This window comes from Loktanella sp. R86503, assembly GCF_042466455.1.
Taxonomy (GTDB): domain Bacteria; phylum Pseudomonadota; class Alphaproteobacteria; order Rhodobacterales; family Rhodobacteraceae; genus Loktanella.
Window position 1 is genome coordinate 776,466 of the sequence record NZ_JAXHCI010000002.1, and the last position, 26,539, is coordinate 803,004.

Consider the following 26,539-nt stretch of genomic DNA (forward strand, 5'->3'; position numbering starts at 1 on the left):
GCCGCAGTTTAAACGAGACTAGTCCATCATTCCATAAACTATGACATATGCTATCGCACTGATTGGATGATGCTGTCTGTCGGCCTTATTCTGCCGTAACGAACTCTAAGGCATCGCCGGGCTGCGCGGATTGCGCGGGGCCGCAACTACCATTTCAGTGTGACGCGCCCGGCGATCGCACCAACACCGGCCACGCACAGGATCGCAAGGGTATACCACGTACCATAGAACAGCGGCGAGTTTTCAATGCAGTACAAAGAGTAGACCGCAGCTGCAAAGCCGGCTGCAGTCAGTCCAGCAACCATGCCGCAGCGCATGGGATGTTCCGGCGCGCCGCGGCGCAGCGCCACCAGAAGGCCGGCCAGGATTGGGGCAGACAAAACGGGGATGGAGACGAGGCAGGTCATGATCGATTTGCCCTGTAACGCCATCGGCCAAGCGGGCGCAGGTGTCGCAATCAGCGTGGCCGCCACCAGCAGGACCAGTACAGCGGGCAAGGCCCAAAGCGCATGCCGCACCCGGCTTTGGCCAGCAGGACGCGCTTGCGCCAGCATCCAAGGCAAAGCCATCGTACCAAGCGCCAAAGGCAGCATTGTTTTGGCAAACAATGCCATGTCGCTGTAGATTGCGGCAGGATCAGACCGCACGCCCCATAATGCGGCAAAAAGCATGACCGTCAAAACGGCCCCACTGGCAAGTCCAAGCATTACGCCATTTGTAAGCAGGCCGGGACGCACCGGATTCATATCTGCACCAAGACTGGCAATCAGGTCATCAGTATTCATGTCGGGGCCTTCTGTTTGGCCATTTCAGTTTCGTCGTCGTGCACTGTCGCACTAAGCCGTGTCATCGCCCTGTGCAGAGATACGCGCACTGCACCGGGGGTCATATTCAACTGGGCACCGACCTCTTCTGCGGTCAGGCCCTGCAGTTTGATTTGCCGCACGATCGTGGCGGCGGTATCGTCGAGCTGGCCCAGCAGCTGTTCCAAATCACGGGCCGCAGTCGGGTCGATAACGCTGTCGTCGACAACATCCGACTCTTCACCGTCAAAGGCTGCGGTCTGGTTGCGGCCCAGTTTGCGCAGTGCATCGACAGTCTTGTAACGGGTGATGGCATAAAGCCACGCGGTCACCGGTTCTGTGTCGCGCCATGTATGGCGCTTTTCATGAATGGCAATCAGGACGTTCTGCAAAATGTCCTCGCTTTCTTCGGGACGCCCGCCGCTGCGGGCCTTGATGACGCCCCGCAAAACGGGGGATATTTCCTTAAGAAACGCAACATAGGCGGCGCGGTCCCCAGCATTGGCTTGCCGCAAAAGCTCTGACCATCTGGCGTCTCTCATAGAATTCATCTTTCAGTTCGTTCCGGATCCGCGCTTCGTTACAAAACGCGCATTAATTAATTCATATCAACTTTCAAAGCCACATCTTCGGGAGTGGCGATTGTTACAGTCCATCACCTAAACGCGATGGGTGTAACACATCGGCTGCGGCCGGCGAATTGCCTAGCATCGGACGCCAACAGGGTGCCGAGTGTTAGACCGGAGAATTGATATGACTACGAAGACAACAACCCTTGCCCTCGCAATCCTCGGCGCATGTGCCACCGTGACCGGCGCCAGCGCGCAAGACATGGAAAAATGCTTTGGTGTAGCACTGGCCGGTGAAAATGGCTGTGCAGCTGGCCCCGGCACCACCTGCGCCGGCACCTCTACCATCGATTACCAGGGCAACGCCTGGTCCCTGGTTCCTGCCGGCACCTGCGAAGACATGGTCGTCCCTGCTGCTGCTGACGGCACAGAGCGTATGGGTTCGTTGGAAGAACTGAAGCGCGACATCCCCATGTAATCGCGCCCTGCACCGCGCGGCCCCAGTCCGCGCGGTGCATCTTTTGACTGCACAAGGATTCCCGCCATGACCCAGCTGCCTGACACCGCCGGTATCGGCTTTAAACGCTCTCACTTTGATGCCTTGCTCGCTACGCCAAATCGCTTGGGTTTTTTGGAAGTTCACGCAGAAAACTACATGGGCGATGGTGGTCCACCCCACGCCCAACTGATGAAATTACGTGCCGACTATGCCTTGTCGATCCACGGTGTCGGCCTGTCCATCGGCGGTGCTGGTCCGCTGGACCGCGACCACCTGACCCGCCTTAAACACCTGTGCGATCGCTATCAGCCGGAAAGCTTTTCCGAGCATTTAGCCTGGTCCAGCCACAGCGATGCCTTTCTGAACGACTTGCTGCCGCTGCCCTATGACGATGAAACGTTGGCAACGGTATGTGCGCATATCGACCAGGTGCAAAGCGCGATTGGCCGCCCCATGTTGCTAGAAAACCCGTCGACCTACGTCACATTCGAAACCTCGACCCTGGCCGAGACGGACTTTTTGCGCGCTATCGTTGATCGCACGGGGTGCGGACTGCTGCTGGACGTGAACAACGTTTTTGTCAGCTGCACCAATCACCGCGCCGATCCGCGCGCCTATCTGGCGGCCTTTCCCACGCAGGCCGTTGGCGAGATCCACCTTGGCGGCCACGATGAAGAAGAGTTGCCGTCTGGCCCGCTGCTGATCGATTCCCACGGTGCCCCCGTCGCCGATCCTGTCTGGACCCTTTATGCGGAAACCATGCACCGCATCGGTCCACGGCCGACACTGATCGAATGGGATACGGACGTGCCTGCGCTGTCCGTATTGCTGGACGAAGCGATGCGCGCTGCGGATATTCTGGACGGGGCGCGCCATGCCATCGCATCTTGATACCCAGACCGCGTTTCGCGCGGCGTTGAACCACAGCGATCTGCCGCCGGGTATCACGGCTGTCGGCGATCTGGACCGGCGGTTTTCGGTTTATCGCAACACAGTCGCCCATTCCCTGTCAGAGGCGCTGGGCCAGCGGTTCCCCGTCGTGGCCCGCATTGTAGGAGACGCGTTCTTCAAGGCTGTGGCGCGGGTTTTCGTGACTGCACATCCGCCGCGTTCCCCTGTTTTGCATACCTATGGCGATGCGTTCCCCGATTTTCTGGCCAACTTTCCGCCCGCTGCGACGCTGCCCTATCTGCCTGATGTTGCCCGGATCGAATTGCTGCGCGGAGAGGCTTATCACGCCGCCGATGCGGACCCGATGGCAGCGCAAGACTTCGCCGCGCAAATCGGTGCGGACCCGGATCGTGCGGTTCTGACACTGCATCCATCTGTACGGGTCTTCGTGTCGGACAGCCATGCGGCGGTGTCGATCTGGGCGATGAACCAGCCCGGCGCGACCGCAGCGCGGCCACCATCAGAGGCAGAGGCTGCATTGGTGTTTCGCCAGGGTGACAATGCCGCCGTGCTAAAAGTAGACCCGGACGCGGCGCGGATTGTTGGTGCATTAATGCGTGCTGCCCCGCTTGGGGTGGCCTGTGCCGAGGCGGCCCCTGACCTGGCGGCCAGCGTCTTTTCGACCCTTTTGCAACACGGGCTGATCATCGGCCTGTCCCAAGCCAAGGAAGGTGGGACCCATGACTGATTACACCGCAGTGCAGATGAACCAGACCAAAGGCGGCACGATCCGCTATGCGTTCCGCCGGTTGAACACCTTGGCCGGGCGCTTGCCGTGGTCGGTGCCCGCATTGCTGGCCCGCCTGATCCCGGCCGCCGTATTCTGGGCATCTGCCCGCACTAAGGTTGACGGGTTCGCCATCGCAGACGGCACGTGGTGGTTGTTTGAAAACGAATACGCCCTGCCGATCATCCCGTCCGCGCTTGCCGCTGTATTGGCGACGCTGGCAGAACATATCTTTGCCGTCACCCTTGCACTTGGCTTTGCAACGCGCCTGTCAGCCGCGGCGCTGCTGGGGATGACGCTGGTTATTCAGGTGTTCGTCTATCCGGATGCGTGGATCACGCATGGGCTGTGGGCTGCGTGTTTTCTGGTGCTGATCGCCAAGGGGCCGGGCGCGATATCGCTTGACCGGGTGCTGCGGCTTGATGACTGACGCGGGTCTGCAGGCACAAAAAAGCCGGGGCGCATCGCTGCGCCCCGGCCTATGTCACACCTGAATTAGTTCCAGGATGCGACCAGTTCGTCGTAGCCGATGGTCATCGGCTCTTCGTCTTCGTTTTCCAGCTTGGGCTTGGGCGCGCCCGGCTGCTCGTCCAGCCAGTAGGACGCTTCCTGCGGCTCGTTCATGACCGGACCCAGATCACCCTGGATGCCGGAACGCTCGATCCGCTCCATCACGCTTTCCATATCGGCGCAAAGCTGGTCCAGCGCTTCCTGAGAGGACTTTGCACCAGACATTGCGTCGCCGATGTTCTGCCACCACAGCTGCGCCAGTTTGGGATAGTCAGGCACGTTGGTGCCGGTTGGCGACCACTGTGTCCGCGCTGGCGAACGGTAGAATTCCACCAGACCGCCCAGCTTGTCAGCGCGCTGGGTGAAGTGATCGGAATTCACGGTCGATTCGCGGGCAAAGGTCAGACCCACATCGGATTTTTTCACATCGACGGTCATCGACGTGACGAACTGCGCGTAAAGCCATGCGGCCTGTGCGCGGTCCACCGGGGTGGATTGCATCAGCGTCCAGGAACCCACGTCCTGATAGCCGACCTTCATGCCGTCTTCCCAGTAAACGCCGTGGGGGCTTGGGGCCAGACGCCACTTGGGTGTGCCATCCTCGTTCATCACTGCATCCGATGCGACCAGCGGGGCCACAAAGGTTGTGTACATGAACATCTGCTGGGCAATGTTGCCTTGCGCAGGGACCGGACCGGCCTCTGAAAAGGTCATGCCGGCAGCGGCGGGCGGAGAGTATTCCTGCAGCCACTTGATCGCCTTGTCCACGGCATAGACCGCGGCAGGAGAGTTGGTTGCACCGCCACGTTCCACACAGGCACCGACGGGCTGAGAGTTCTCGTTCACGCGAATACCCCATTCGTCGACGGGCAGGCCGTTCGGCTCTCCCTTGTCGCCCATACCGGCCATGGACATCCATGCGTCGGTATAGCGCCAGCCAAGGCTGGGGTCTTTCTTGCCGTAGTCCATGTTGCCATAGACCGCATCTTCGACACCCATGCGCGACAGATCGCGGCCGGTAAAGAATTCGGCGATATCCTCATAGGCGGACCAGTTCACCGGAACGCCCAGATCGTAGCCGTACTTTTCCTTGAAGTCGGCCTTGTTCTGTTCGTCGTTGAACCAATCGTAGCGGAACCAGTAAAGGTTCGCGAACTGCTGGTCAGGCAGCTGGTATAGCTTGCCGTCGGGGGCAGTCGTGAAATCCAGACCGATGAAGTCTTCAAGGTTCAGGGTCGGGGATGTGACATCCTTGCCCTCGTTTGCCATCCAGTCGGTCAGGTTGCGGACCTGCTGATAGCGCCAGTGCGTGCCGATCAGGTCGGAGTCGTTAACATAGGCGTCATAGATATTTTCGCCCGACTGCATTTGTGTTTGCAGCTTTTCGACAACGTCGCCTTCGCCGATCAGGTCATGGGTGACCTTGATGCCGGTGATTGCCGTAAAGGCAGGGGCCAGCACCTGGGATTCATATTCGTGTGTTGTAATCGTTTCGGATACGACGTTGATTTCCATGCCCTGATAGGGCTGGGCCGCGTCGATGAACCACTGCATTTCCGCTTCCTGATCCGCGCGGGACAGGGTCGAAATTTCGCCGATTTCCGCATCAAGGAACGATGTGGCCGCTGCCATATCGGCCCAGGCCGGTTGGGTCATGGCAAGTGCCAGCCCCAGCGCGGTGGAAGATTTCAGAAGAACGTTCATTATAGGTTTCCTCCCTTTAGGTTGAACGTAGACGATCCAGCGCGGTGGTCTGCGCCGGGTTTTGACATGGCCTAGACCCAGCGGAAAACCGCGGCGGCATAGACCAGACAGACGATCAGCGCATAGGGCTGCGGGCCAAAGCCCGCCCACAGCCACGCCAGATTGATAAACGCAGAGCCAAGCAACGTGATGAACAAACGATCACCGCGTGTGGTTTCGATCCGCAGCACGCCTTTGCGGGGCACCTCTGGAAATTTGATGGCCAACGCGGTGAAGGTCACCAAAAGCGCGGCGATGATCAGAAAGAATGACGCAGTGGGCCACGTCCATGCCATCCAGTCAAGCATTGTAAGCTCCTTTCAGGGTCCGCATCACACCCGCCCCAGGGCAAAGCCCTTTGCGATGTAGTTGCGCACGAAATAAATGACCAAAGCGCCCGGCACGATGGTCAGCACACCGGCGGCGGCCAGCACGCCCCAGTCGACACCCGCCGCACCGACGGTGCGTGTCATGGTGGCGGCAATAGGCTTGGCATCCACCGATGTCAGCGTCCGCGACAGCAGCAGTTCCACCCAAGAGAACATGAAGCAGAAAAACGCCGCGACGCCGATACCGCTGGCAATCAGCGGAGTGAAGATTTTAACAAAAAACGCCGGAAAGGAGTAGCCGTCGATATAAGCGGTTTCGTCAATTTCCTTGGGCACGCCGCGCATGAAACCTTCCAGGATCCATACCGCGAGGGGCACGTTGAACAGGCAATGGGCCAGTGCCACAGCGATATGCGTGTCGAACAATCCGATGCTGGAATACAGCTGAAAGAACGGCAGTGCGAAAACGGCAGGCGGTGCCATCCGGTTGGTCAGCAGCCAAAAGAACAGGTGCTTGTCGCCCATAAAGGTATAGCGGCTGAACGCATAGGCAGCAGGCAGCGCCACGGCCAGGCTGATGGCCGTGTTAATCACGACATAGATCAGGGAATTGATGTAGCCCATGTACCAGCTGGGGTCGGTCAGGATCGTGGCATAGTTTTGCAGCGTAAAGTTACGCGGCCACAGGCTGAAGGCCCCAAGGATTTCCGCATTGGTCTTCAGGCTCATGTTGATCAGCCAGTAGATCGGCAGCATCAGAAACAGCAGATAAAGCGCCATGATCACCGCCCCGCCGGACGGGCGCAGGTTGCGCGCCGCCTTGCGGGATGGCTGGATCTTCATTGTGTCGCTCGCGACGTTAGGCATTGCGGTATCGGTCATTTACTTACCATCCCGTTTATCAAGGGTCGTCATGACCGTGTAGAACACCCAAGAGATCGCCATGATCACAAGGAAATACATCAGGCTGAACGCCGCTGCGGGGCCAAGGTCGAACTGTCCCAGCGCCATCTTTACAAGGTCGATCGACAAGAATGTCGTCGCATTGCCCGGACCGCCGCCTGTCACGACAAAGGGCTCTGTGTAGATCATGAAGCTGTCCATAAAGCGCAGCAGCACCGCAATCATCAGCACGCCTGCCATCTTTGGCAGCTCGATATAGCGGAATACGGCCCAGCGGCTGGCTTGGTCGATCATGGCCGCCTGATAGTATGCGTCCGGAATGGACCGCAGACCGGCATAGGCCAGCAAGGCGACCAGCGACGTCCAGTGCCAGACGTCCATGATGATGACCGTGATCCAGGCGTCCAGAATATTCTGGGTGTAGTTGTAATCAATGCCCAGCGCGTCCAGCGTATAGCCCAGCAGGCCGATATCGACGCGGCCAAAGATCTGCCAGATCGTGCCGACCACGTTCCACGGGATCAGCAGGGGCAGGGACATCACGACAAGGCAAAAGGACGACCAGAATCCCTTTTTCGGCATATTCAACGCGACGAAGATACCCAGCGGCACCTCGATTGCCAGAATGATCGCCGAAAACATCAGCTGGCGGCCCAGCGCGTTCCACATCCGGTCCGAATGCAGCATGTCATCGAACCAATCCAGACCGGCCCAGAAAAACTGGTTGTTTCCGAACGTGTCCTGCACGGAATAGTTCACGACGGTCATCAGCGGGATGACGGCGGAAAAGGCCACAAGGATCAGAACCGGCAGAACCAGAAACCAGGCCTTTTGATTGACGGTCTTGTTCATGCGGCGGCCCCCTGCGGTGTGATGCGCCAATCATCGGCGTAGACATTGATCCCGCCGGGCGCAAAGGTGATGCGGCTTGTGTCGGCGGCGATATTTTCGCCCTCTGCTGCGACGGCGCTGATTTCCTTGCCGCCCACGTCAAGGCGCACGATCTTGTGGCGGCCCACATCCTCGATCCGGCGAATCTTGGCAGGGATGCCATCGGTGCCCGACGACAGACGGATAAATTCGGGGCGCACGCCAAGCTGCGTTTTGCCCGTCGCGGCATAGGACCCGTCCAGCGGCACGACAGCATCGCCGATGCGCGCCATGTTGCCGTCGATCTGCGCGTCGAACAGGTTCATGCCAGGCGAGCCGATGAAATAGCCGACAAAGGTATGCGCGGGACGCTCGAACAGTTCCTGCGGCGTGCCGATCTGGACAACGCGGCCATCATACATCACGACGACCTTGTCGGCAAAGGTCAGCGCCTCTGTCTGGTCATGTGTCACATAGATCATCGTGTGACCGAAATCTTGGTGCAGCTTTTTCAGCTGGGTGCGCAGTTCCCATTTCATGTGCGGGTCGATCACCGTCAGCGGCTCGTCGAACAGCAGCGCGTTCACGTCCTCGCGGACCATACCGCGGCCAAGAGAGATCTTTTGCTTGGCGTCAGCGGTCAGGCCGCGCGCCTTGTGATCCAGTTGCGCTTCCATGTCGATCATGCCGGCGACCTTTTGCACGCGGCGGGTGATTTCTGCCGTATCCATTTTGCGGTTCTTCAGCGGAAAGGCCAGATTTTCGCGCACGGACATCGTGTCGTAGACGACGGGAAACTGGAACACCTGCGCGATATTGCGGTCAGCGGTGGGGGCGGTCGTGACGTCCTTGCCGTCAAACAGCACGCGGCCTTGGCTGGGGATCAGCAGGCCAGAAATGATATTCAGCAGCGTGGACTTGCCGCAACCGGATGATCCCAGCAGCGCATAGGCTTCGCCGTCGACCCAGTCGTGGTTCAGTTCCTTCAGCGCAAAGTCGGATTCCTTTTGCGGATGGGGCAGATAGGAATGTGCCAGATTATCAAGGGTGATCTTGGCCATGCTACGCGGCCTCCGCATAGGGGGCAGTGGCGGCAAGGGTACCGTCCTGCGCAAACAGATAGATGTGTGACGGATCAAGATAGACCTTAAGCGCCTGACCCGGTTTCAGATCGCGCACGCCGTGGATCAACCCGACCCAGCGGGCATCGCCATGGGCCAGGTGGACAAAGGTTTCGGACCCAGTGATTTCAACCACGCTGAGCGTTGTATCGAATGCCATCGCGCTCGCGCCGGGTTCCAGCGTCAGATGGTTCGGTCGAAAGCCGACGGTATAGTGCCCGTCGATAACATCCGCGGTGGCAGGCATCGTTTCGCCTGCGCCGAAATGCATCAGATTGCCGCGCTTTTCGACCTTCAGAAAATTCATCGGCGGGTCAGAGAAGACACGCGCTGTCGTCGCATCGGCGGGCTTGCGGTATACATCGGCAGTTGGGCCGAACTGCGTAACGCGGCCTTCCCACAAGGTGGCGCAGTTGCCCCCCAGCAGCAGGGCCTCTTCCGGCTCTGTGGTTGCGTAGACAAAGATAGAGCCGGATTCCGCAAAGATACGCGGAATTTCGGCGCGCAGCTCTTCGCGCAATTTGTAGTCGAGGTTTGCCAACGGCTCGTCCAGCAAAACAAGGCCGGCGTTCTTGACAAGCGCCCGCGCCAAGGCGCAACGCTGTTGCTGCCCGCCCGACAATTCCAGCGGTTTGCGCTGCAACATGGGCGTCAGTTGCATCAGCTCTGCTGTTTCGCGCACACGGCGGTCGATCTCAGCCTTGTCCAGACCCATCAGCTTCATCGGAGAGGCGATGTTGTCGTAGACGGTCATTGCGGGGTAATTGATGAACTGCTGGTAAACCATTGCGATCTTGCGGTCCTGCACGCGCTGGCCGGTGACATCGTCGCCATTCCAGAAAATGCGGCCCTTGGTCGGTGCATCAAGACCAGCCATCAGGCGCATGAGGGTCGTCTTGCCTGACGATGTTGGCCCCAGCAGCACGTTCATCGTACCCTTTTGCAAGGTCAGTGTTGTGGGGTGGATAAACGTCTGCGCCCCCACGACATAGCTGACGTCTTTGAATTCCAGGGTCATGCGATGTCCTTTTTCTTGCCGCGTGCCGCAGCCATGTAGGTGTCAAGCGCGGCAGCATCGGTCTGGCGAAGCCCCAGCTTGCTGCGGCGCCACAACACATCCTCGGCTGTGCAGGCGAATTCATGTTCCATTAGCCAGTCGACCTCTGCCGCGGTCAGGGTGCCGCCAAAGTCTTGGCCCAGATCGGCAGGGGTGGTGGCATCGCCCAACATCAGGCGTGCATCGGTGCCATAAGCGCGGATCAGCCGTTTCGCCCAGCGTTCATTCAGGAACGGATAAGCAGTCATCAGGTTGGCGATCAGCTTTGCCACATCGCCAACCGGGAAATCACCGCCGGGCATTGCCACGCCAGCGGTCCAGGGGCCGCGTTTGACGTCCAGACGTTCGCCGATCTTGTCCAGCGCGCTTTCAGCTAGGCGGCGATAGGTCGTGATCTTGCCGCCAAAGATGTTCAGGGCAGGGGCGCCGGCACTGTCGTCCAATTTAAGCGTATAATCCCGCGTGGCCGCCGTGGCAGAGCTTGCGCCGTCGTCATAAAGCGGGCGGACGCCGGAATAGGTCCAGACAATGTCGTCGGTGCTGATCGGCTCTTTCAGGTAGCCGTTCACAAAGTCGATCATGTATTGCTGTTCTTCCGGGGTGCAGACTGGTTTGACCGATGCGTCGGGGTGTTCCTGATCGGTGGTGCCGATCAGGGTAAAGTCCGTCTCATAGGGGATCGCGAACATGATGCGCCCGTCGGTCCCTTGAAAGAAATAGCATTTGTCGTGGTCGAACAGGCGGCGCGTCACGATGTGGCTGCCGCGGACCAGCCGCACGCCGTCCTGGCTGTTGGACCGGATCTGCTGGCGCAGGATATCGCCAACCCAGGGGCCGCCCGCATTTACGACCATGCGGGCGCGGATCGTGCGGGTCGCGCCGGTATCCGTGTCCTGCAGTGTCACAGTCCAGATACCGTCTGCTGCATCAGCAGAAACGACCTTTGTACGGGTCAGGACCGTGGCCCCGCGCAGCACGGCGTCGCGGGCGTTCAGGGCGACAAGGCGCGAATCCTCGATCCAGCAATCGCTGTATTCATAGGCTTTGCTGAACTTGTCATTCAGCGGTGCGCCTTCTGGCCCATGTGTCAGATTGACCGTGCTGGTCGACGGCAAAATCTGCCGCCCGCCCAATGTGTCGTACATGAACAGGCCAAGACGGATCAGCCAGGCGGGGCGGCGCCCCTTCATCCAGGGCATCACAAAGGACAGCAGCTTGGACGTGGGTGTATCACCTTCAAACCGCATATCGGCGTGATAGGGCAGCACAAAGCGCATGGGCCAGCTGATATGCGGCATGGCGCGCAGCAGGGTTTCACGTTCGATCAGCGCCTCGCGGACAAGGCGAAATTCGAAATATTCCAGATAGCGCAAACCGCCGTGGAACAGCTTGGTCGAGGCGGAGGATGTGGCCGAGGCCAGATCATTCATTTCGGCAAGCGTTACTGTCAGGCCGCGCCCGACGGCGTCGCGCGCAATACCGCAGCCGTTTATGCCGCCGCCAATGACCAAAAGGTCACTGACTTTATTGTCACCGCTCATGTCGGATCCTCCCAAACCCTATAGGTTAATGTTACAAATCTTTCCTTAAAAGAAAAGAACTAGTTTCGTAAATGTTCGTTTTGATGATTTTGCGCATGTATTTACGGTAATTTCGCAAAATTACTTGTGATGTGATGACCTTGGCGTGATACCTGACAGTCAATAAATTGTACCGGAACAATATGGGCCCGCGCAGGGCACCTGATCCGCGACAGCGGCACTGGGCAAAGGGTGGGGTTGATACGATGTCGCAGACGATACGTTTTCCAGAGATACTTGATATCGCGCGCCGTGACGGCAAGGTCACCGTAGAGCATCTGGCAGAGCATTTGGGCGTCACATTGCAAACCATCCGCCGCGATCTGGCAGAGCTGGCAGAGGCCGGAAAGCTGGAACGTGTGCACGGCGGTGCCGTCCTGCCGTCAGGCACGATCAATATCGCCTACGAGGAACGCCGCCGCCTGAATGCGGACAACAAGACAGCCATGGCAAAGGCCTGCGCCGCGATGATCCCGCAAGATTGCGCAATCTTTCTGAACATCGGCACCAGCACAGAGGCCGTCGCGACAGAGCTTTTGCATCATCGCAACCTGATGGTCGTGACCAACAATATGAACGTCGCCAACATCCTAACCCGCAATCCAGATTGCGAGGTGATTGTCACGGGCGGATCCCTGCGCCAATCTGATGGCGGGTTGACCGGTGATATCACCACATCGACCATTCGGCAGTTCAAGTTCGATATCGGGGTGATCGGCTGTTCAGCCATCGATGCCGACGGCGACATTCTTGACTTCGATCTGCAAGAGGTCGGCGTCAGCCAGACCATCCTGCGCCAGTCCCGCCGCGCTATGCTGATTTCGGATCATACCAAGTTCAAACGCAAGGCACCGGCGCGGATCGCATCCCTGTCTGCAATTGATGTTTTCTTTACAGATGCGCCGCTTGCCCCATCTTTGGCGGAACGATGCGCGCAGTGGAACACCCAGATCAGCGTCAGTCGCGCCTGACAACCAAGAAAGCAGGCAATGTCTGATGCCATCGATCTGATCCTGCCGTCCGCATCTGCATTCGGCAGCAGGACCTACGGGCTGCTGGTTCTTGCCGCGCTGCTGGAAGGATTCGTGCTGACGGGCGTGTTGGTGCCCGGAACGGTCATCATCATCGCAGCGAGCATGTTGGCGCAGCGCGGCGTGATCGACTTTGCCACGCTGGTCTGGTGTGTCGCGCTCGGGTCCTTTGCCGGGCATCAGGTCAGCTATCATCTGGGCCATCTCGCGGCCAGCCCGCTGCAAGCGCGACACGGCTTTTCAGCCTCGCGCTACGGGGGCAGGGCGCACAACGTGCTGCGCCAAAGGGGGGCAGCCGCGATGCTGCAGGCGCGGCTGATGGGGCCGGTGGCCGGATTTGTGCCATTTGCGGGCGGCGCGGCAGGCCTGCGCGCGGGGCGATTCACAGCGTGGAATGCGCTTGGCGCGCTGCCATATGCGCTGCTTGTTCCGGCGCTGGGCTATGGGCTTGGTGCACTGATTAGCCCTTTGACGGCAACCGCCCCGCGTATTGCTGTTTTCGCTGCGATGATGACCGCAGCGCTGATCGTGCTGGCGGTTATTCTGCGCCGGTTGCGCATGGCTTATCCCACGCTGCGGTCTATTGCGGTCGCTTTGGTGCGCGCTGTGCAAAACCTGCCGCATGTCCGCGCGTTTCTGGCTCGCCACCCGCAGATTTTTGCCCGGATCCAAGCGCTGGTCGCAGCACGGTTTGGCACGGACCAGTTTTTGGGGCTGACGGCGACCGTCTTGGGATTGCTTTTGATCTATGTCGGTTTTGCCTATGCGGATTCCGTTTTCGATTTTCTGGGCGATCAGGCCACCGTGTCCACGGACAGGCGCATAGCAAACCTGCTTTATGCCATGCGCGACGACCGCCTGATCGCCGTGTTGGGCTGGATCACCGATCTGGGCGGACGGCATGGGCTGCTTCCTTTGCTGGCTGGGGTCACTTTGGCCTTGGTAGCGCTGCGCCGCTTTGATCTGCTTGGCGGGCTTTGGATTGCAGCGGTTGGCAATCAGTTAACCGTGACGCTGTTGAAAAGCTTTTTCGCGCGGCCCCGGTCCGACCTGGGGTATTTCGTGGAAACCTCTGGTAGCTTTCCTAGCGGCCATGCCGCAGGCGCAATCGCGGTTTGGGCGATGTTGTTCTATCTGGGGTGGCGTGTGCGTGTGCTGCCGCTGAATATCGCGGCCCCCGCAGCCGTGCTGACGGCCTTTGCGATCGGTGTCAGCCGGGTCTATTTGGTTGAGCACTATCTGTCGGATGTGGTGAACGGCTATCTTGTCGGCGCGCTTTGGCTGATCCTTGGCGTTGCGTTTTGCGAATGGCGCCGGCCGATGCCGCGCACGGGCGCGGGCCCTTTGCGCAAGGGTCTTGCCGCCGCATGCTTTGCCGTGTCTGCCGCGGCTGCTGTTTATGCGGCAAGCACGATGTCGAACTCCTTGAACCAGATTGCGGATCGCAGCACCGGAGTGCTGGATGATCCGGCCGCGCTGGTCGATACGGACCTTCCGGTCATGACAGAGCTGCTGTCCGGGGCACCGCGGCAGCCCGTCAACCTGATCATCGTGGCCCCTGATATCGCGGCCATCACGCGGGCGCTTGACCCCGGCTGGCAAGCTGCGCCGCGCCCAAGCCTTCCGGTGCTGATCGCGGCAACCTTTGACGACTGGACCGGGCGCGAACTGCCGCAGCCCCTGGTCATCCCGACGTTCTGGGATAACCGCCCCTCGGCCATGGGATATGCCAAGGCGGGCAATACGAAAGATATGCGCCTGCACTTGCGGATCTGGGACAGCCATTTGCGAACGCCGTCGGGGGATGTCATCTTTGCTGCGACCATAACGGAAGAAGACCCGCTCGACTGGGCCGGTGCAGAAAATGCCATCACCCGCCAAGGTCCACATGTCGATCAGGCGATCAGCGATGTGATCGCCGCGTTAAGTGGCGCCGGATTAACCGGTCAGCGCCGGTGAATTGCGCGGCGGAGGCGATCCTTCTTTGCGCGTTCAGGTTGAACTGATCTATCGCAATTTTTGATGCCGCAAGAGGCAGATTGTCGCTGATGCCCCTAGGTTAACACTTGCATCTTGCGCGTTTGCTGGTTTGACTAAAGGATCAATTATCGATCCCCACAATAATAATATCGACCCCAAGGGAGCTTACCCATGAACATGAAAACCCTGCTGGCCACTTCGGCAATTGCGCTTAGCCTGTCGTTTCAGGCGCAGGCCGCATCCGTACCGGAAGGCGTCACATTGGCTGACGAGCAAAGCTATACCTTCTGGTTGCTTGACGCGATCAAGTCGATGGACCCGCAGATCAACACCGACGTCGAAGGTTCCGACGTGCTGCGCAACCTGTTTGAAGGCTTGTACAACGAAGACAGCGACGGCGCACTCGTGCCGGGCGTTGCCATCGACCACACCGTGTCTGACGACGGCCTGACCTATACCTTCAACCTGCGCGACACCGCGAAGTGGTCGAACGGCGATCCGGTTACTGCCAATGATTTCGTCTATGCATGGCGCCGCCTGGCTGATCCGGCGACCGCGTCGGAATATGCTTGGTACATGGAACTGATGCAGTTGGAAAACGCCTCTGCCGTTGTGGCGGGCGAAATGCCGACCGACGCGCTGGGCGTCACAGCGATCAATGACCACACGCTAGAAGTGAAAATCACCACGCCGCTGCCCTATTTCCCGCAGATGATGGTGCATGCCTCTACCTTCCCGGTGCCGCAGTCCGTGATCGAAGCCAATGGCGACAACTGGACCGAAGCTGGCACGCTGGTCGGAAATGGTGCCTATACGCTGACGCAGCACACGCTGGGAGAGCGGGTGGTGATGGAAGCCAACGACACCTATTGGGATGCCGAAAACACTGTCATGAAGACGCTGACCGCGCTGACCATCAACGATCAGAACCAGGCGCTGACCCGCTATCTGGCAGGAGAGCTTGACCGCGTCGATATTCCTGCCGGTCAGTACCCACGTCTGGCCGAAGAATACCCCGATCAGGCAACGTCGACTCCCTACAACTGTTCTTACATCTATATGCTGAACGTAGGTGAAAAGGGGCCGGAGGCGCTGAAGGACGTGCGCGTGCGTCAGGCTATGGCCTATGCCATCGATCGCGACATCATCGTCGACCGCATCCTGCAAGGCGGCCAGAAGGGCGCTTACAACTGGACCCATTGGGCCGTTGCCGATTTCGAACGTCCGCAGTCCGAATGGGCCGACGAAATGGATCAGGCGCAGCGCGTTGAAGCGGCCAAGGCCCTGATGGCCGAAGCCGGTTACAGCGCCGATAACCCGCTGGAACTGCGCCTGCAGTACAACACATCGGACGATCACAAAAAGATCGCGATTGCCGCGTCGCAGATGCTTAAGGCAATCAACGTGAACGTCACCCTGGATAACTACGAGTGGAAGATCCACACCGACCGTATGCAGAACCAGGATTTTGACATGGCGCGTTACGCATGGTGCGGCGACTATAACGAGGCGTCCACCTACCTTGATCTGATGACGTCCTATTCGGGTCACAACAACGGCCAGTGGTACAACGACCAGTACGACCAGATCATGAAGGATTCCAAGACGTCCGATGATCCTCAGCCGCTGTACCAGCAGGCCGAAACCCTGCTGACCGACGAAATGCCGATCATTCCGATCTATCACTATGCGAACGTCGACATGATCGCGGCAGACATCAAGGGTCTGCCGCAGAACAACGTCAACAACACATGGTACGGCAAGGATCTGTACCGCGTTGCGGAATAATTCGCGCCGCGCGTCATTGACGCCGTGACACCCGGACTGGGCCGCTATAAGGGCGGCCCAGTCTTTTTCCATCAGACGTATCCTTCCCTAAGCCCGGACGCCCCAAGCTGTGTTCTCATATATCCTCAAGCGCCTAGCGATCGCGGTGCCAACATTGCTGTTGCTGATCGTGATCTCTTTTCTGCTGATGCACTCCGCCCCCGGCGGCCCTTTCACGGCAGAGCGTGAATTGCCGCCGCAGGTGCTGGCGAACCTGAATGCGAAATACGGGCTGGATCAGCCCTTGTGGCGTCAGATCACCAGCTATGTCTGGGGTATCGTTGCGCATTTCGATTTCGGTCCCAGCTTTGTCTACAAGGACCGCACGGTAAACCAGATCATCGCGCAGGGCTTTCCGATCACGCTGACCTATGGCCTGCTGTCCTTTGCGCTGGCTGTGATTGTCGGTGTCTCGCTTGGTGTTGCGGCCGCGATCCGTCATAATTCTGTGCTGGACTATATCGCTGTTGGCGTATCCATCGGTGCGCAGGTGCTGCCGAACTTTGTCATGGCGCCCATTCTGGTGCTCGTGTTTACCCTGTGGCTGGGCTGGTTGCCCGGCGGCGGCTGGCAGGGGCCGGAATACTGGATCCTTCCTGTGATCGCCTTGTCGACGTCCTTTATGGCATCTATCGCGCGGATTACGCGCTCTTCCATGCTCGAAGTGCTCACGTCCAACCATATACGCACCGCCCGTGCCAAGGGTCTGCCGGAACGCCGGGTGATCCTGCGCCACGCGCTGAAACCCGCGATGCTGCCGGTGATCTCCTACCTGGGGCCAGCTTTTGTGGCGATGATCACCGGTTCGGTCGTCGTGGATATCTATTTTTCCACGGGCGGCATCGGCAAAGCCTTTGTCGATAGCGCGCTGAACCGCGATTATGCGGTAATGATGGGCGTGACGATCCTGATGGGCGCGCTGACGATCCTGTTCAACCTTGTCGTGGACATCCTTTACGGATGGATCGACCCGAAAATCCGGTATTGATGATGGTCGCTACAACCGAAAATAACCCCGCCACCCAAGGCATGGCCGCCCGTGGCCGGTCCCCTTGGGCTGACGCCCGCCGCCGGTTTCTGCGCAACAAGGCCGCAATGTTCGGCCTGATCATTCTGCTGTTCGTTGCCGCCTTTGCGATCTTTGGCGGCCTGTTCGCCCAGTGGTCGAACGAGGAGCTGGATTATAACGTTATGGGGCAGGTCGAACAGTTGGGCGGTCCGTCATTTGCCAATGGCCACTACTTTGGCACCGACGATCTGGGCCGCGATTTGTTCGCCCGCACCGTGCAGGGCACGCAAATCTCGCTTGCCGTGGGTGTTGTCGGCGCGATCATCGCGATGGTCGTTGGCACGCTTTATGGCGCAACTGCCGGCTATGTCGGCGGACGTGTGGATGGCATCATGATGCGGACCGTCGATATCCTGATGGCCGTGCCTTATATGTTCGTGCTGATCCTGTTGTTGGTCATGTACGGCCGATCCATCACCATCCTGTTCGTCGGCGTCGGCCTGATCTCATGGATGGATATGTCCCGCATCGTGCGCGGCCAGACCCTTTCGCTAAAGGGTCGGGAGTATGTCGAGGCTGCCCGCGCCACCGGTGTATCGGCCCCGATCATCATCCTGCGCCATATCGTACCGAACCTGCTGGGCGTGATCGCAGTCTATGCCACGCTGCTGGTGCCGCTGATGATTCTGACGGAAAGCTTTATTTCCTTCCTTGGCCTTGGCGTGCAGGAACCGATGACATCCCTTGGGGCGCTGATTTCCGAAGGGGCCGGCACGATCGCCTATGGCACCACCTGGCAGCTTGGCTTTCCGCTGTTGTTCTTCTGCCTGACTTTGTTCGGCTTTTTCTTCGTAGGCGATGGCCTGCGTGACGCCCTCGACCCCAAGGACCGCTGATATGGCGCTTTTGCAGATCAAAGACCTGTCGGTCACATTCGACAGCGAAGACGGCCCGGTCCACGCGGTCAACAACCTGTCCTTGTCCATCGACAAGGGGCAGACGCTTGGCATCGTTGGGGAATCCGGGTCCGGCAAATCCCAGACAGCTTTCTCCATTATGGGCCTGCTGGCCGGGAACGGGCGTACATCGGGGTCGATTAAATTCGACGGTCAGGAGATCCTTGGCGCACCGCCAAAGGTGCTGAACAGCCTGCGCGCTAAACGGATCGCGATGATCTTTCAGGACCCGATGACATCCCTGAACCCCTATATGAAAATCGCCGACCAGATGGCAGAAGTGCTGACCCTGCACCAAGGCATGTCCAAGCGGGACGCCGTGGCCGAATCCGTGCGTATGCTGGACGCGGTAAAAATCCCTGCGGCGGCAGAACGTATCCGGCTTTATCCGCACGAGTTTTCCGGCGGGATGCGCCAGCGCGTGATGATCGCGATGTCGCTGCTTTGCCGGCCCGACCTGCTGATTGCGGACGAGCCGACGACGGCGCTGGACGTGACAGTGCAGGCGCAGATCATGGATCTGCTGAATGACCTGCAGCGCGAATTCGGCATGGCGACCATCCTGATCACCCACGATTTGGGCGTCGTTGCAGGCTTTTGCGAAAAGGTGCTGGTGATGTACGGCGGCCGCGTGATGGAATCCGCGCCGACCGATCCGCTGTTTGCGCAGCCGACCCATCCTTATACGCGCGGCCTGCTGGGTGCCGTGCCCCGCGTTGACGACGAAGACGCCAGCATGACCGCCATTCCTGGCCACCCGCCAAACATGGCATCCCCGCCCGCCGGCTGTCCGTTCCGCCCCCGCTGCGACTACGCAGGCGAGGATTGCCACGTCATGCCGCCCCTTGCCGAATGGGCGCCCGGCCATGCCCGCGCCTGCCACCGCCCCGTTGAAAAGGTGATCGCATGACCGCCCTTGTCTCTGTCCGCGACCTGAACGTGACTTTTCCCATCACCCGCCCCGGCGACATGCCCTGGACCGCGCCGCGTTTGCTGCGGGCGGTCAACGGCGTCAGCTTTGATCTGGAGCCGGGCCAGACCCTTGGCGTGGTTGGCGAATCCGGCTGCGGTAAATCGACGATGGCCCGCGGCCTGATCCAGATGGTGCCCGCTACGGGTCAGGTGATCTGGGAAGGAAAGACCGATCTTTTGTCGCTATCGCCGCGCCAGATGAAACCGCACCGCGCCGATATCCAGATGGTGTTTCAAGACCCCCTGGCATCCCTGAACCCGCGCATGACGATCGGTCAGATTATCGCCGAGCCCCTGCGCACACACCGCCCGTCCATGTCCGCCAAAGACCGCCGCGCCAGTGTCGCCCAGATGATGGAACGTGTCGGTTTGCTGCCGCAGATGATCAACCGCTACCCGCACGAGTTTTCGGGCGGACAATGCCAGCGCATCGGCATCGCCCGCGCGCTGATCGTTGGGCCAAAGCTGCTGATCTGCGACGAACCTGTGTCCGCCCTTGATGTGTCGATCCAGGCGCAGGTTGTCGATCTGCTGAAAGAACTGCAGCGCGATCTGGGCCTTGCGATGATTTTTATTGCGCATGACCTCAGCGTGGTGAAAAACATCTCTCATGACGTCATGGTTTTGTATCTGGGCCGCGTCATGGAAAAGGCCCCGCGCCGCGAACTTTATGCAAACCCCCAGCACCCCTATACGCAGGCCCTTCTGTCCGCTGTGCCCGTACCCGACCCGGTGATCGAGCGGGCCAAAAAGATCATCGCGCTGGACGGCGATATGCCATCCCCGATGTCGCCGCCGTCGGGCTGCGTGTTCCGCACCCGCTGTGCCCGCGCGATGCCGGATTGCACGACAATCGTGCCCCAGCCCGAAGGGGGCGATCACCAGGTGGCCTGTCTGCACCCCGGTCCGGTCCGGGACGCAGAATTGGTCTAAGCCGGCTGGCACAAAACAGTGGCGGATCGTGCAGGCGATCCGCCACAATCACGGCACCGTCGTCGAAGTTTTACAAAACCGCAGTCAAACCGTCATGCTGCGATCCTTTATGGGCGATGCCTCATTCAAGGATCGGACATATGTCATTTAAACTGGTCAGCCTGACCTCTGCGCTTGCGATTGCCGCCACTGGCGCTGCGGCGGAACAGAACTTTAATCGTATCGCCAGCTTTGCGACGACCGCAAACAACGCGGACACGAGCGCTGAATCCTCGGCCGAGATTATCAGCGCATCAACCGATGGCATGACGCTGGCCTATTCCGACAGCCCGCTGGGGGTTGTTGGCCTGATCGACATCACCGATCCCGCAGCCCCCGCCGCGCTGGGCAATATCGACGTCGGCGGAGAGCCGACCGCCGTGTCCTTGTCGGGCACCACCGCGCTGGTCGCCGTGAACACGTCGCCGTCCTATACTGCGCCGTCCGGCATGCTGAAGGCCTATGACGTTGCTGACAAATCAGAGCTGGCCTCCTGCGATCTGGGCGGTCAGCCTGACAGCACCGCTGTGGCACCCGATGGCAGCTTTATCGCCATCGCGATTGAAAACGAACGCGACGAAGACCTTGGCGATGGACGGGTCGGCCAGATGCCCGGCGGCTTTGTCGTGACCCTGCCGCTTGTAGACGGGTTGCCCGACTGCGCTGGCATGGCGACCATCGACGTGACCGGCTTGGCCGACATCGCGCCCGAGGACCCAGAGCCGGAGTTCGTCGACATTAACGCCGCAGGCGAGATTGTCGTGACCCTTCAGGAAAACAACCACATCGTCATCATTAAGGATGGCGCGGTAACGGCAGACTTTTCCGCCGGGTCCGTCGATCTGGACGGCATTGATGCCACGGACGAACAGGCTGCGTTGACCTTTACCGAAAGCCAACCCGCCCGCCTGCGCGAACCCGACGGCGTGCAGTGGATCGACGACACCCACTTTGCCATCGCCAACGAGGGCGACATGGACGGTGGATCGCGCGGCTGGACGATCATGTCCACGGACGGCACGCAGATTTACGAATCCGGCGCAGACTTTGAACATGCCGTCGTGCAGACTGGCCATTACCCCGACCGCCGTTCCGACGCCAAAGGGGTAGAGCCGGAGGGGATGGAGTTTGCCACCTTTAGCGGCACACCATATGTGTTTTTGCTTGCGGAACGTGCCTCTGTCGTTGGCGTTTACGACGTGACCGACGCAGCCGCGCCACGACTGCACCAAATGCTGCCTTCTGGCATCGCGCCGGAAGGGGCCATCGCGATCCCGTCCCGCAACTTGTTCGTTACCGCGAACGAGGCGGATTTGGGTGCCGATGGCGGCGGGCGCAGCCATGTTATGATCTATGAATATCAGGACGCCCCCGCCGCCTATCCGCAGCTGACCTCTGCCGGTGCGGACAGCCTGATCGGATGGGGCGCAATTTCCGGCATGGTCGCCGGGGAAGGCGCGATCATCTATGCCGTGAACGATAGTTTTTACGGCTACCAACCCACGATCTTTACCATCGACGCGGGCCAGACGCCGGCGCAGATCACCGCAGCCTTGCCGGTGACCCGCGGCGGCATGCCCGCGCAAAAGCTGGATATGGAAGGCATTACGCTGGACGGGCAGGGCGGTTTCTGGGTCGCCTCTGAAGGGCGCACCGACCGCATGACGCCGCACGGCATCTATCACGTTGAAGCGGACGGCAACATCGATCGTGAAATCAGCCTGCCTGCCGAACTGCTTGCTGTCGAAGACCGCTTTGGTTTTGAAGGGGTCACCCTGATTGGTGACACCCTGTGGATGGCGGTACAGCGCGAATGGGGCGACGACGCCGAGGGCCACGTCAAGCTGGTCGCCTATAACCTTGATACCGAAGACTGGGGCGCTGTGTCCTATCCGCTGGACGCCGCAGGCGCGGGTTGGGTTGGCCTGTCAGAAATCACCGCGCATGGGGATTACGTCTATGTCGTGGAGCGCGACAACCAGATCGGCAGCGCTGCCGCCTTGAAAAAGGTCTACCGCATCCCCGCCGCCGACATGGTCGCCGCCCCCCTTGGCAGCGATCTGCCAGTCGTGGCCAAAGAGGAGGTTCGCGACCTGATCCCTGACCTGGAAGCCAAGGGCGGCTATGTTGTGGACAAGGTCGAAGGGCTGGCGATCATGGCGGATGGTACCGCTTGGGCCAGTACCGACAACGACGGCGTCGATGACAGCTCGGGTGAGACGTTCTTCTGGTCGCTGGGTCAGTTTTAAGTTCCCGGCGCACTGCGATTGTCAAGGCAAAGGCCGGTCCCGGATACGGGGCCGGATATTCGTTGCCAGCATGTTCAGGGTATCAGCCGATCAACCTGTATTCGCGCTGGTCACGGCAGGGCCGCGGTTAATGCGCGGGGCCCTTGATGTGATGTTTCAGGATATGACGATATAGCCCGATCCCCAGCCGCGACATCTGCCCCGACTGGTCCGTGCCATCAAGTTTGCCAAAGCCGCGAATATCCCGGTCCTTGCGCGCGATGCGAAAGCCGGCACCGATTTCTGACATGTCGCAAAAGGCGTTCAGGCGGGTCGCGGCCTCTGCGTTGCTGTCCGGATCGATACCGGTCATCAGCAGCATATGCGCAGGCAGTTTGCTCCGCCCGATGCGGCCCCGCAGCTGGTGTAGCTGCGACAAACCAAACCGGTCGGCATGCCAGACAACCATCGTATTGGCGCGGCCGTTGTCCAGCCCGCTTTCGATGATAGAGGTGGACAGGAGCACGTCTACTTTGCCGTCCATAAAGGTCAACATCGCCTGGGACATCTCATCATCCGCCATCTGACCGTGGGCAACGGCAAAGCTAAAAGACACGCCGCGTTTTCGCAAAATGGCCTCCAGTTCCTCTACATCGGACACGCGCGGGCAAACGACATAACATTGCCCGTCGCGCGCAACCTCTGTGGCAATCGCCTGCAGCAGGGCGTCATGATCCAGTTCGCCCAGCCGCGTTTCGACGGGCTTACGGCTTTTCGGGGCGGTGGCGACAACGCTGACATCCACCAGCCCCACCTCTGCCGCAGCCAGTGACCGGGGGATCGGCGTTGCTGTCATCGACAGCACATGCAGGCCGGGCACCAGATGGCGCAGCTGGTCCTTTTGGTCCTCGCCGAATTTTTGTTCTTCGTCGATGATGACCAGCGCAAGGTTTTCAAATGCAATATCATCGTCCAGCAGGGACTGCGTGCCGACAACGACCTTGATCTGCCCATTTATCAAACCGGCAAGCGTTTTGTTATAGTCATCTGCTGGCGTCAGGCGGGAAAGCTCTGCAACCTTAATCCCGAGTTGATCAAAGCGGCCGCGAAAACTGTTCAGATGTTGCCGCGCCAAAACGGTGGTCGGCGCAGCGACGATGACCTGATGCCCGCTAAGCGCAGCAGCGGCGGCGGCGCGCAGAGCGATTTCGGTCTTGCCAAAACCAACATCACCCACAAGCAGGCGGTCCATAGGCGTGTCCAGCGCCAGATCCTGCAAGACCGTCGTGATTACCCTGTCCTGATCCTGCGTGGGTTCATGGGCAAAGCCGCTGGCAAAGGTGGCCTGGTCATCGGGACCCGGCAGCAGTGGCCTTGCGGCGTGGGCACGGCGTGCGCGGCTCATTTCAATCATGTGATCGGCGCTTTCGCGCAATTCCGCAATCATCTCGTCCCGGCGTTTTAGCCAGTCGCCGGATTTCAGCCGGTCCAATGTCAGATCATCTGCAGGTGCGCCGAAGCGCCAGAAATCCTGCCCCTCGACCGCTGGAAGCATCAGCTTGCCACCGTCACGATATTCGAATGTCGTCAGGATCTGGTCCGCGTCACCCAAATCACAGGACATTTGCCCGTCATAGCGGGCCAGCCCGTGTTCAAGGTGCACAACGGCATCGCCGGGCTCCAGTGCGTCCTCTCCGAACAACAGGTCATGGTCGCGGTCGTCCAAATGTTGCTGTGTCATGGGGTGTCCTGCATCATGTCTGTCACTGAACGCCCGGGCGCGGCTTTTGATCCGCGCCTTGCAAATTGTTAAGGCACCCCGGTCATTCGACTGCGACCGCCAAGTGCAGCGCGGACGCCGCCGACCGGATCGCGGCAACCAGTCGCTCGCGGCTTTGATCTGCAGGTTGATCGGCTGGAAACATCAGGCTGATACCCCGGTTTGCATCCGCCATTGCCAGCGGCCTGACCGCAACCTCTTCGCGGTGGATGGCCTGGCGGCGCGCGAACAGATCCGGCAGCACGGCAACGCCGGCCCCCGTCGCGGCCATCAGCAGGATCGAATCAAGGCTGGTGCCTTCGTAATCATCGCTGACGATGCCGCCGCTTTGCCCTGCAAGCGCATAGACGATACGTGCCAGCCGGTGCCCTGTGTCCAGCGTCAACAGGCGTTGCCCCGCAAGATCCGCCGCTGCAACCTGCCCAAGCGCGGCAATAGGGTGATCCGTCGCGACCGCAACCCAAAGCGCCTCGGTAAACAGGGGACGTTGCCAGGTGTTCGGATGATCTTCTGGCGTAGAGATGACGGCGTCGAAGCGGCCATTGCGAATACCTTCGTCAAGGCTCAGGGTATTTTCCTCGCGTACGATGACCCGCAAGTCCGGTTGGTCGCGGTGCATGGCCCGCATGACCTGCGGCAGCAGATATGGCCCGATAGAGGGCAGCGTGCCCAGCCGCAGCCGCCCGCCAAATGGCAGGTCTGACGTCATGACGCTGCGCAGGTTCGTAACCTCTGCCAGAATACGGCGGGCACGGTGAATGAATTCCAGCCCCTTGGCCGTTGCCTGCGCGCCGGTGCGCCCGCGCGTGAATAGGCGCACGCCAAGGTCGGATTCGACTGCGGCAATCTGGTTAGACAGGCTGGGTTGGCTGACATGCAACAAGTCAGCAGCCAGACCAAAGCCGCCAAGCTGGTGGACAGCCACAATATATTCAAGCTGGCGCAGGGTAGGTCTCATGTATAGCCTTTGGCTATGTTTGGGGCGGATACAAAGTATTTAAACTATAGGTAACTTTGCGGCAAGCAGCGGCAACCGAAATGGAGACCGCCCATGCCCGCCTTTATTGATACCCTTGTCGGCAACCTGATGGTGCCGACAATCCTGTTCTTTGTCCTTGGCCTGATCGCCGCCTTTGTGCGCAGCGATCTTTCGATCCCCGAAGGGGCGGCCAAGTTCATGTCGCTTTACCTGTTGCTGGCCATCGGGTTCAAAGGGGGCCACAGTTTGGCCCAGCACGGGCTGCAGGGCGATCTGGCCCTGACTGTCTTGGCGGGCTTGCTGCTGTCTTTTGCCATTCCTTTCGTGGCTTTTGCGCTGCTGCGGATCATGACGCGGCTGGACGCGATGAATGCCGCGGCTGTTGCCGGTCACTACGGATCAATTTCGATCGTGACTTTTGTCGCCGCATCCAGCCTGCTGGAACTGTCGGGCATCGCCTTTGACGGCTACATGGTCGCCGTCGCCGCCGGCATGGAAGTGCCGGCAATCCTGTCGGCGCTATGGATCGCGCATCGGTATGCGGGTGGGCAAAATGCTGGCCGTGTTCCCGCGCGCGAGCTTTTCGCGAACGGTTCCGTTCTGTTGCTGACCGGTGCCTTTGTCATTGGCGCACTGACGCAAGATAAGGGCATGCAGATGATCGCGCCCTTTGTCGTCACGCCCTTTACCGGCATTTTGTGCCTGTTCCTTTTGGATATGGGCCTTAACGCCGGGCGCAGCATCCTGAACAACCGTCATATGCTGACGCCCGGGTTGTTCTGCTTCGGCTTTGTCATGCCGATGATCGGCGCATCCCTTGGCTGGGCGGCGGGCGTGATGATCGGCCTGCAAACAGGCAGCTTGTTCCTGCTAATGGTGTTGTCGGCTTCTGCCTCTTATATCGCCGTGCCCGCTGCCATGCGAATTGCGCTGCCCAAGGCTGAGTCGGGCATATACCTGACGCTGTCACTTGGCGTGACGTTTCCCTTCAACATCACGATTGGTCTGCCGCTTTACCTGTGGCTGGCAAGCATCGGGACCTGAAGTATCAGGTGGAATGAAACGGTGACTGCCTTTGTATGACGGTCGGGCACAAGCAGGGCGTGCACATTGGTCACAGACCAAACACGCAAAAGGTGTAGG

24 protein-coding genes are annotated in these 26,539 nt (G+C 59.8%); 13 read left to right on the forward strand and 11 right to left on the reverse strand.

Annotated features, from left to right (window positions below):
• Positions 1-146 precede the first annotated feature (146 nt).
• Together SJY10_RS04780 and SJY10_RS04785 are read right to left on the reverse strand one after the other, a co-directional pair.
• On the reverse strand, positions 147-785 hold the full coding sequence (locus tag SJY10_RS04780; protein ID WP_386680030.1) for an NrsF family protein: 639 nt from the start codon (positions 783-785) through the stop codon (positions 147-149).
• Entirely contained in the window at positions 782-1,345 is a 564-nt protein-coding gene (locus SJY10_RS04785; RefSeq protein WP_386680032.1) for a sigma-70 family RNA polymerase sigma factor, read from the reverse strand. The genes SJY10_RS04780 and SJY10_RS04785 overlap by 4 nt, the downstream gene beginning before the upstream one ends.
• Positions 1,346-1,556: 211 nt before the next feature.
• Here SJY10_RS04785 and SJY10_RS04790 point away from each other — a divergent pair, with 211 nt between their 5' ends.
• The 4 genes from SJY10_RS04790 to SJY10_RS04805 all read left to right on the forward strand — a co-directional run bounded on the left by SJY10_RS04790 (position 1,557) and on the right by SJY10_RS04805 (position 3,979).
• On the forward strand, positions 1,557-1,850 hold the full coding sequence (locus SJY10_RS04790) for a DUF2282 domain-containing protein (protein WP_386680034.1): 294 nt from the start codon (positions 1,557-1,559) through the stop codon (positions 1,848-1,850).
• A gap of 66 nt (positions 1,851-1,916) precedes the next feature.
• Positions 1,917-2,762 carry a DUF692 domain-containing protein gene (locus tag SJY10_RS04795; RefSeq protein WP_386680036.1) on the forward strand — a complete coding sequence of 282 codons (846 nt, stop codon included), beginning with the start codon at positions 1,917-1,919 and terminating at the stop codon, positions 2,760-2,762.
• Positions 2,746-3,510: a DUF2063 domain-containing protein gene (locus SJY10_RS04800; RefSeq protein WP_386680038.1), complete on the forward strand. Its 765-nt coding sequence runs from the start codon at positions 2,746-2,748 to the stop codon at positions 3,508-3,510. Before SJY10_RS04795 ends, SJY10_RS04800 begins: the two co-directional genes overlap by 17 nt.
• Positions 3,503-3,979, forward strand: a complete 477-nt coding sequence (locus SJY10_RS04805; RefSeq protein ID WP_386680040.1) for a DoxX family protein — start codon at positions 3,503-3,505, stop codon at positions 3,977-3,979. Before SJY10_RS04800 ends, SJY10_RS04805 begins: the two co-directional genes overlap by 8 nt.
• A 65-nt stretch (positions 3,980-4,044) precedes the next feature.
• Here SJY10_RS04805 and SJY10_RS04810 read toward each other — a convergent pair whose 3' ends face one another.
• The 7 genes from SJY10_RS04810 to glpD form a co-directional block, all read right to left on the reverse strand.
• Entirely contained in the window at positions 4,045-5,763 is a 1,719-nt protein-coding gene (locus tag SJY10_RS04810) for an ABC transporter substrate-binding protein (RefSeq protein ID WP_386680042.1), read from the reverse strand.
• A gap of 71 nt (positions 5,764-5,834) precedes the next feature.
• Positions 5,835-6,110: a DUF2160 domain-containing protein gene (locus SJY10_RS04815; RefSeq protein WP_386680044.1), complete on the reverse strand. Its 276-nt coding sequence runs from the start codon at positions 6,108-6,110 to the stop codon at positions 5,835-5,837.
• A 24-nt stretch (positions 6,111-6,134) separates the two neighbouring features.
• Entirely contained in the window at positions 6,135-6,974 is an 840-nt protein-coding gene (locus SJY10_RS04820) for a carbohydrate ABC transporter permease (RefSeq protein WP_386684503.1), read from the reverse strand.
• A 39-nt stretch (positions 6,975-7,013) separates the two neighbouring features.
• Positions 7,014-7,886, reverse strand: a complete 873-nt coding sequence (locus SJY10_RS04825) for a carbohydrate ABC transporter permease (RefSeq protein WP_386680046.1) — start codon at positions 7,884-7,886, stop codon at positions 7,014-7,016.
• Positions 7,883-8,965 carry an ABC transporter ATP-binding protein gene (locus tag SJY10_RS04830; RefSeq protein WP_386680048.1) on the reverse strand — a complete coding sequence of 361 codons (1,083 nt, stop codon included), beginning with the start codon at positions 8,963-8,965 and terminating at the stop codon, positions 7,883-7,885. The genes SJY10_RS04825 and SJY10_RS04830 overlap by 4 nt, the downstream gene beginning before the upstream one ends.
• Before the next feature lies 1 nt (position 8,966).
• Positions 8,967-10,043: an ABC transporter ATP-binding protein gene (locus tag SJY10_RS04835; protein ID WP_386680050.1), complete on the reverse strand. Its 1,077-nt coding sequence runs from the start codon at positions 10,041-10,043 to the stop codon at positions 8,967-8,969.
• A complete protein-coding gene (gene glpD, locus SJY10_RS04840; RefSeq protein ID WP_386680052.1) occupies positions 10,040-11,623 on the reverse strand; it encodes a glycerol-3-phosphate dehydrogenase in 1,584 nt (527 codons plus the stop codon). Before glpD ends, SJY10_RS04835 begins: the two co-directional genes overlap by 4 nt.
• Before the next feature lie 245 nt (positions 11,624-11,868).
• Between glpD and SJY10_RS04845 the strand changes: the two genes are divergently transcribed.
• The 8 genes from SJY10_RS04845 (at position 11,869) to SJY10_RS04880 (ending at position 22,658) form a co-directional block, all read left to right on the forward strand.
• The gene (locus tag SJY10_RS04845; RefSeq protein ID WP_386680054.1) at positions 11,869-12,633 is read left to right on the forward strand and encodes a DeoR/GlpR family DNA-binding transcription regulator; all 765 of its coding nucleotides are present in this window, start codon (positions 11,869-11,871) and stop codon (positions 12,631-12,633) included.
• Between the two features lie 18 nt (positions 12,634-12,651).
• Positions 12,652-14,652, forward strand: a complete 2,001-nt coding sequence (locus SJY10_RS04850; RefSeq protein WP_386680056.1) for a phosphatase PAP2 family protein — start codon at positions 12,652-12,654, stop codon at positions 14,650-14,652.
• Between the two features lie 192 nt (positions 14,653-14,844).
• Complete coding sequence (locus SJY10_RS04855; RefSeq protein WP_386680058.1) at positions 14,845-16,461, forward strand: peptide ABC transporter substrate-binding protein; 1,617 nt, start codon at positions 14,845-14,847, stop codon at positions 16,459-16,461.
• Between the two features lie 109 nt (positions 16,462-16,570).
• Positions 16,571-17,488 carry an oligopeptide ABC transporter permease OppB gene (oppB, locus tag SJY10_RS04860; RefSeq protein WP_386680060.1) on the forward strand — a complete coding sequence of 306 codons (918 nt, stop codon included), beginning with the start codon at positions 16,571-16,573 and terminating at the stop codon, positions 17,486-17,488.
• Between the two features lie 2 nt (positions 17,489-17,490).
• Positions 17,491-18,405, forward strand: a complete 915-nt coding sequence (locus SJY10_RS04865) for an ABC transporter permease subunit (RefSeq protein WP_386684506.1) — start codon at positions 17,491-17,493, stop codon at positions 18,403-18,405.
• 1 nt (position 18,406) lies between these two features.
• Positions 18,407-19,375: an oligopeptide/dipeptide ABC transporter ATP-binding protein gene (locus tag SJY10_RS04870; RefSeq protein ID WP_386680062.1), complete on the forward strand. Its 969-nt coding sequence runs from the start codon at positions 18,407-18,409 to the stop codon at positions 19,373-19,375.
• Positions 19,372-20,370 carry an oligopeptide/dipeptide ABC transporter ATP-binding protein gene (locus SJY10_RS04875; RefSeq protein WP_386680064.1) on the forward strand — a complete coding sequence of 333 codons (999 nt, stop codon included), beginning with the start codon at positions 19,372-19,374 and terminating at the stop codon, positions 20,368-20,370. Before SJY10_RS04870 ends, SJY10_RS04875 begins: the two co-directional genes overlap by 4 nt.
• Before the next feature lie 140 nt (positions 20,371-20,510).
• Complete coding sequence (locus SJY10_RS04880) at positions 20,511-22,658, forward strand: esterase-like activity of phytase family protein (RefSeq protein ID WP_386680066.1); 2,148 nt, start codon at positions 20,511-20,513, stop codon at positions 22,656-22,658.
• A gap of 127 nt (positions 22,659-22,785) precedes the next feature.
• On the opposite strand, the gene SJY10_RS04885 is transcribed toward SJY10_RS04880, so the two are convergent.
• Complete coding sequence (locus SJY10_RS04885) at positions 22,786-24,378, reverse strand: DEAD/DEAH box helicase (protein WP_386680069.1); 1,593 nt, start codon at positions 24,376-24,378, stop codon at positions 22,786-22,788.
• A gap of 82 nt (positions 24,379-24,460) precedes the next feature.
• Entirely contained in the window at positions 24,461-25,375 is a 915-nt protein-coding gene (locus SJY10_RS04890) for a LysR substrate-binding domain-containing protein (protein WP_386680072.1), read from the reverse strand.
• A gap of 93 nt (positions 25,376-25,468) precedes the next feature.
• On the opposite strand from SJY10_RS04890, the gene SJY10_RS04895 reads away from it, so the two are divergent.
• On the forward strand, positions 25,469-26,440 hold the full coding sequence (locus SJY10_RS04895; RefSeq protein ID WP_386680075.1) for a sodium-dependent bicarbonate transport family permease: 972 nt from the start codon (positions 25,469-25,471) through the stop codon (positions 26,438-26,440).
• The last annotated feature ends 99 nt before the right edge of the window (positions 26,441-26,539 follow it).

What these genes read in the sequence shown, in the direction of transcription:
- SJY10_RS04780 (WP_386680030.1), bottom strand. Translation starts at nt 785, where the DNA reads ATGAATACTGATGACCTGATTGCCAGTCTTGGTGCAGATATGAATCCG.
- SJY10_RS04785 (WP_386680032.1), bottom strand. Translation starts at nt 1,345, where the DNA reads ATGAGAGACGCCAGATGGTCAGAGCTTTTGCGGCAAGCCAATGCTGGG.
- SJY10_RS04790 (WP_386680034.1), top strand. Translation starts at nt 1,557, where the DNA reads ATGACTACGAAGACAACAACCCTTGCCCTCGCAATCCTCGGCGCATGT.
- SJY10_RS04795 (WP_386680036.1), top strand. Translation starts at nt 1,917, where the DNA reads ATGACCCAGCTGCCTGACACCGCCGGTATCGGCTTTAAACGCTCTCAC.
- SJY10_RS04800 (WP_386680038.1), top strand. Translation starts at nt 2,746, where the DNA reads ATGCCATCGCATCTTGATACCCAGACCGCGTTTCGCGCGGCGTTGAAC.
- SJY10_RS04805 (WP_386680040.1), top strand. Translation starts at nt 3,503, where the DNA reads ATGACTGATTACACCGCAGTGCAGATGAACCAGACCAAAGGCGGCACG.
- SJY10_RS04810 (WP_386680042.1), bottom strand. Translation starts at nt 5,763, where the DNA reads ATGAACGTTCTTCTGAAATCTTCCACCGCGCTGGGGCTGGCACTTGCC.
- SJY10_RS04815 (WP_386680044.1), bottom strand. Translation starts at nt 6,110, where the DNA reads ATGCTTGACTGGATGGCATGGACGTGGCCCACTGCGTCATTCTTTCTG.
- SJY10_RS04820 (WP_386684503.1), bottom strand. Translation starts at nt 6,974, where the DNA reads ATGAAGATCCAGCCATCCCGCAAGGCGGCGCGCAACCTGCGCCCGTCC.
- SJY10_RS04825 (WP_386680046.1), bottom strand. Translation starts at nt 7,886, where the DNA reads ATGAACAAGACCGTCAATCAAAAGGCCTGGTTTCTGGTTCTGCCGGTT.
- SJY10_RS04830 (WP_386680048.1), bottom strand. Translation starts at nt 8,965, where the DNA reads ATGGCCAAGATCACCCTTGATAATCTGGCACATTCCTATCTGCCCCAT.
- SJY10_RS04835 (WP_386680050.1), bottom strand. Translation starts at nt 10,043, where the DNA reads ATGACCCTGGAATTCAAAGACGTCAGCTATGTCGTGGGGGCGCAGACG.
- glpD (WP_386680052.1), bottom strand. Translation starts at nt 11,623, where the DNA reads ATGAGCGGTGACAATAAAGTCAGTGACCTTTTGGTCATTGGCGGCGGC.
- SJY10_RS04845 (WP_386680054.1), top strand. Translation starts at nt 11,869, where the DNA reads ATGTCGCAGACGATACGTTTTCCAGAGATACTTGATATCGCGCGCCGT.
- SJY10_RS04850 (WP_386680056.1), top strand. Translation starts at nt 12,652, where the DNA reads ATGTCTGATGCCATCGATCTGATCCTGCCGTCCGCATCTGCATTCGGC.
- SJY10_RS04855 (WP_386680058.1), top strand. Translation starts at nt 14,845, where the DNA reads ATGAACATGAAAACCCTGCTGGCCACTTCGGCAATTGCGCTTAGCCTG.
- SJY10_RS04865 (WP_386684506.1), top strand. Translation starts at nt 17,491, where the DNA reads ATGGTCGCTACAACCGAAAATAACCCCGCCACCCAAGGCATGGCCGCC.
- SJY10_RS04870 (WP_386680062.1), top strand. Translation starts at nt 18,407, where the DNA reads ATGGCGCTTTTGCAGATCAAAGACCTGTCGGTCACATTCGACAGCGAA.
- SJY10_RS04875 (WP_386680064.1), top strand. Translation starts at nt 19,372, where the DNA reads ATGACCGCCCTTGTCTCTGTCCGCGACCTGAACGTGACTTTTCCCATC.
- SJY10_RS04880 (WP_386680066.1), top strand. Translation starts at nt 20,511, where the DNA reads ATGTCATTTAAACTGGTCAGCCTGACCTCTGCGCTTGCGATTGCCGCC.
- SJY10_RS04885 (WP_386680069.1), bottom strand. Translation starts at nt 24,378, where the DNA reads ATGACACAGCAACATTTGGACGACCGCGACCATGACCTGTTGTTCGGA.
- SJY10_RS04890 (WP_386680072.1), bottom strand. Translation starts at nt 25,375, where the DNA reads ATGAGACCTACCCTGCGCCAGCTTGAATATATTGTGGCTGTCCACCAG.
- SJY10_RS04895 (WP_386680075.1), top strand. Translation starts at nt 25,469, where the DNA reads ATGCCCGCCTTTATTGATACCCTTGTCGGCAACCTGATGGTGCCGACA.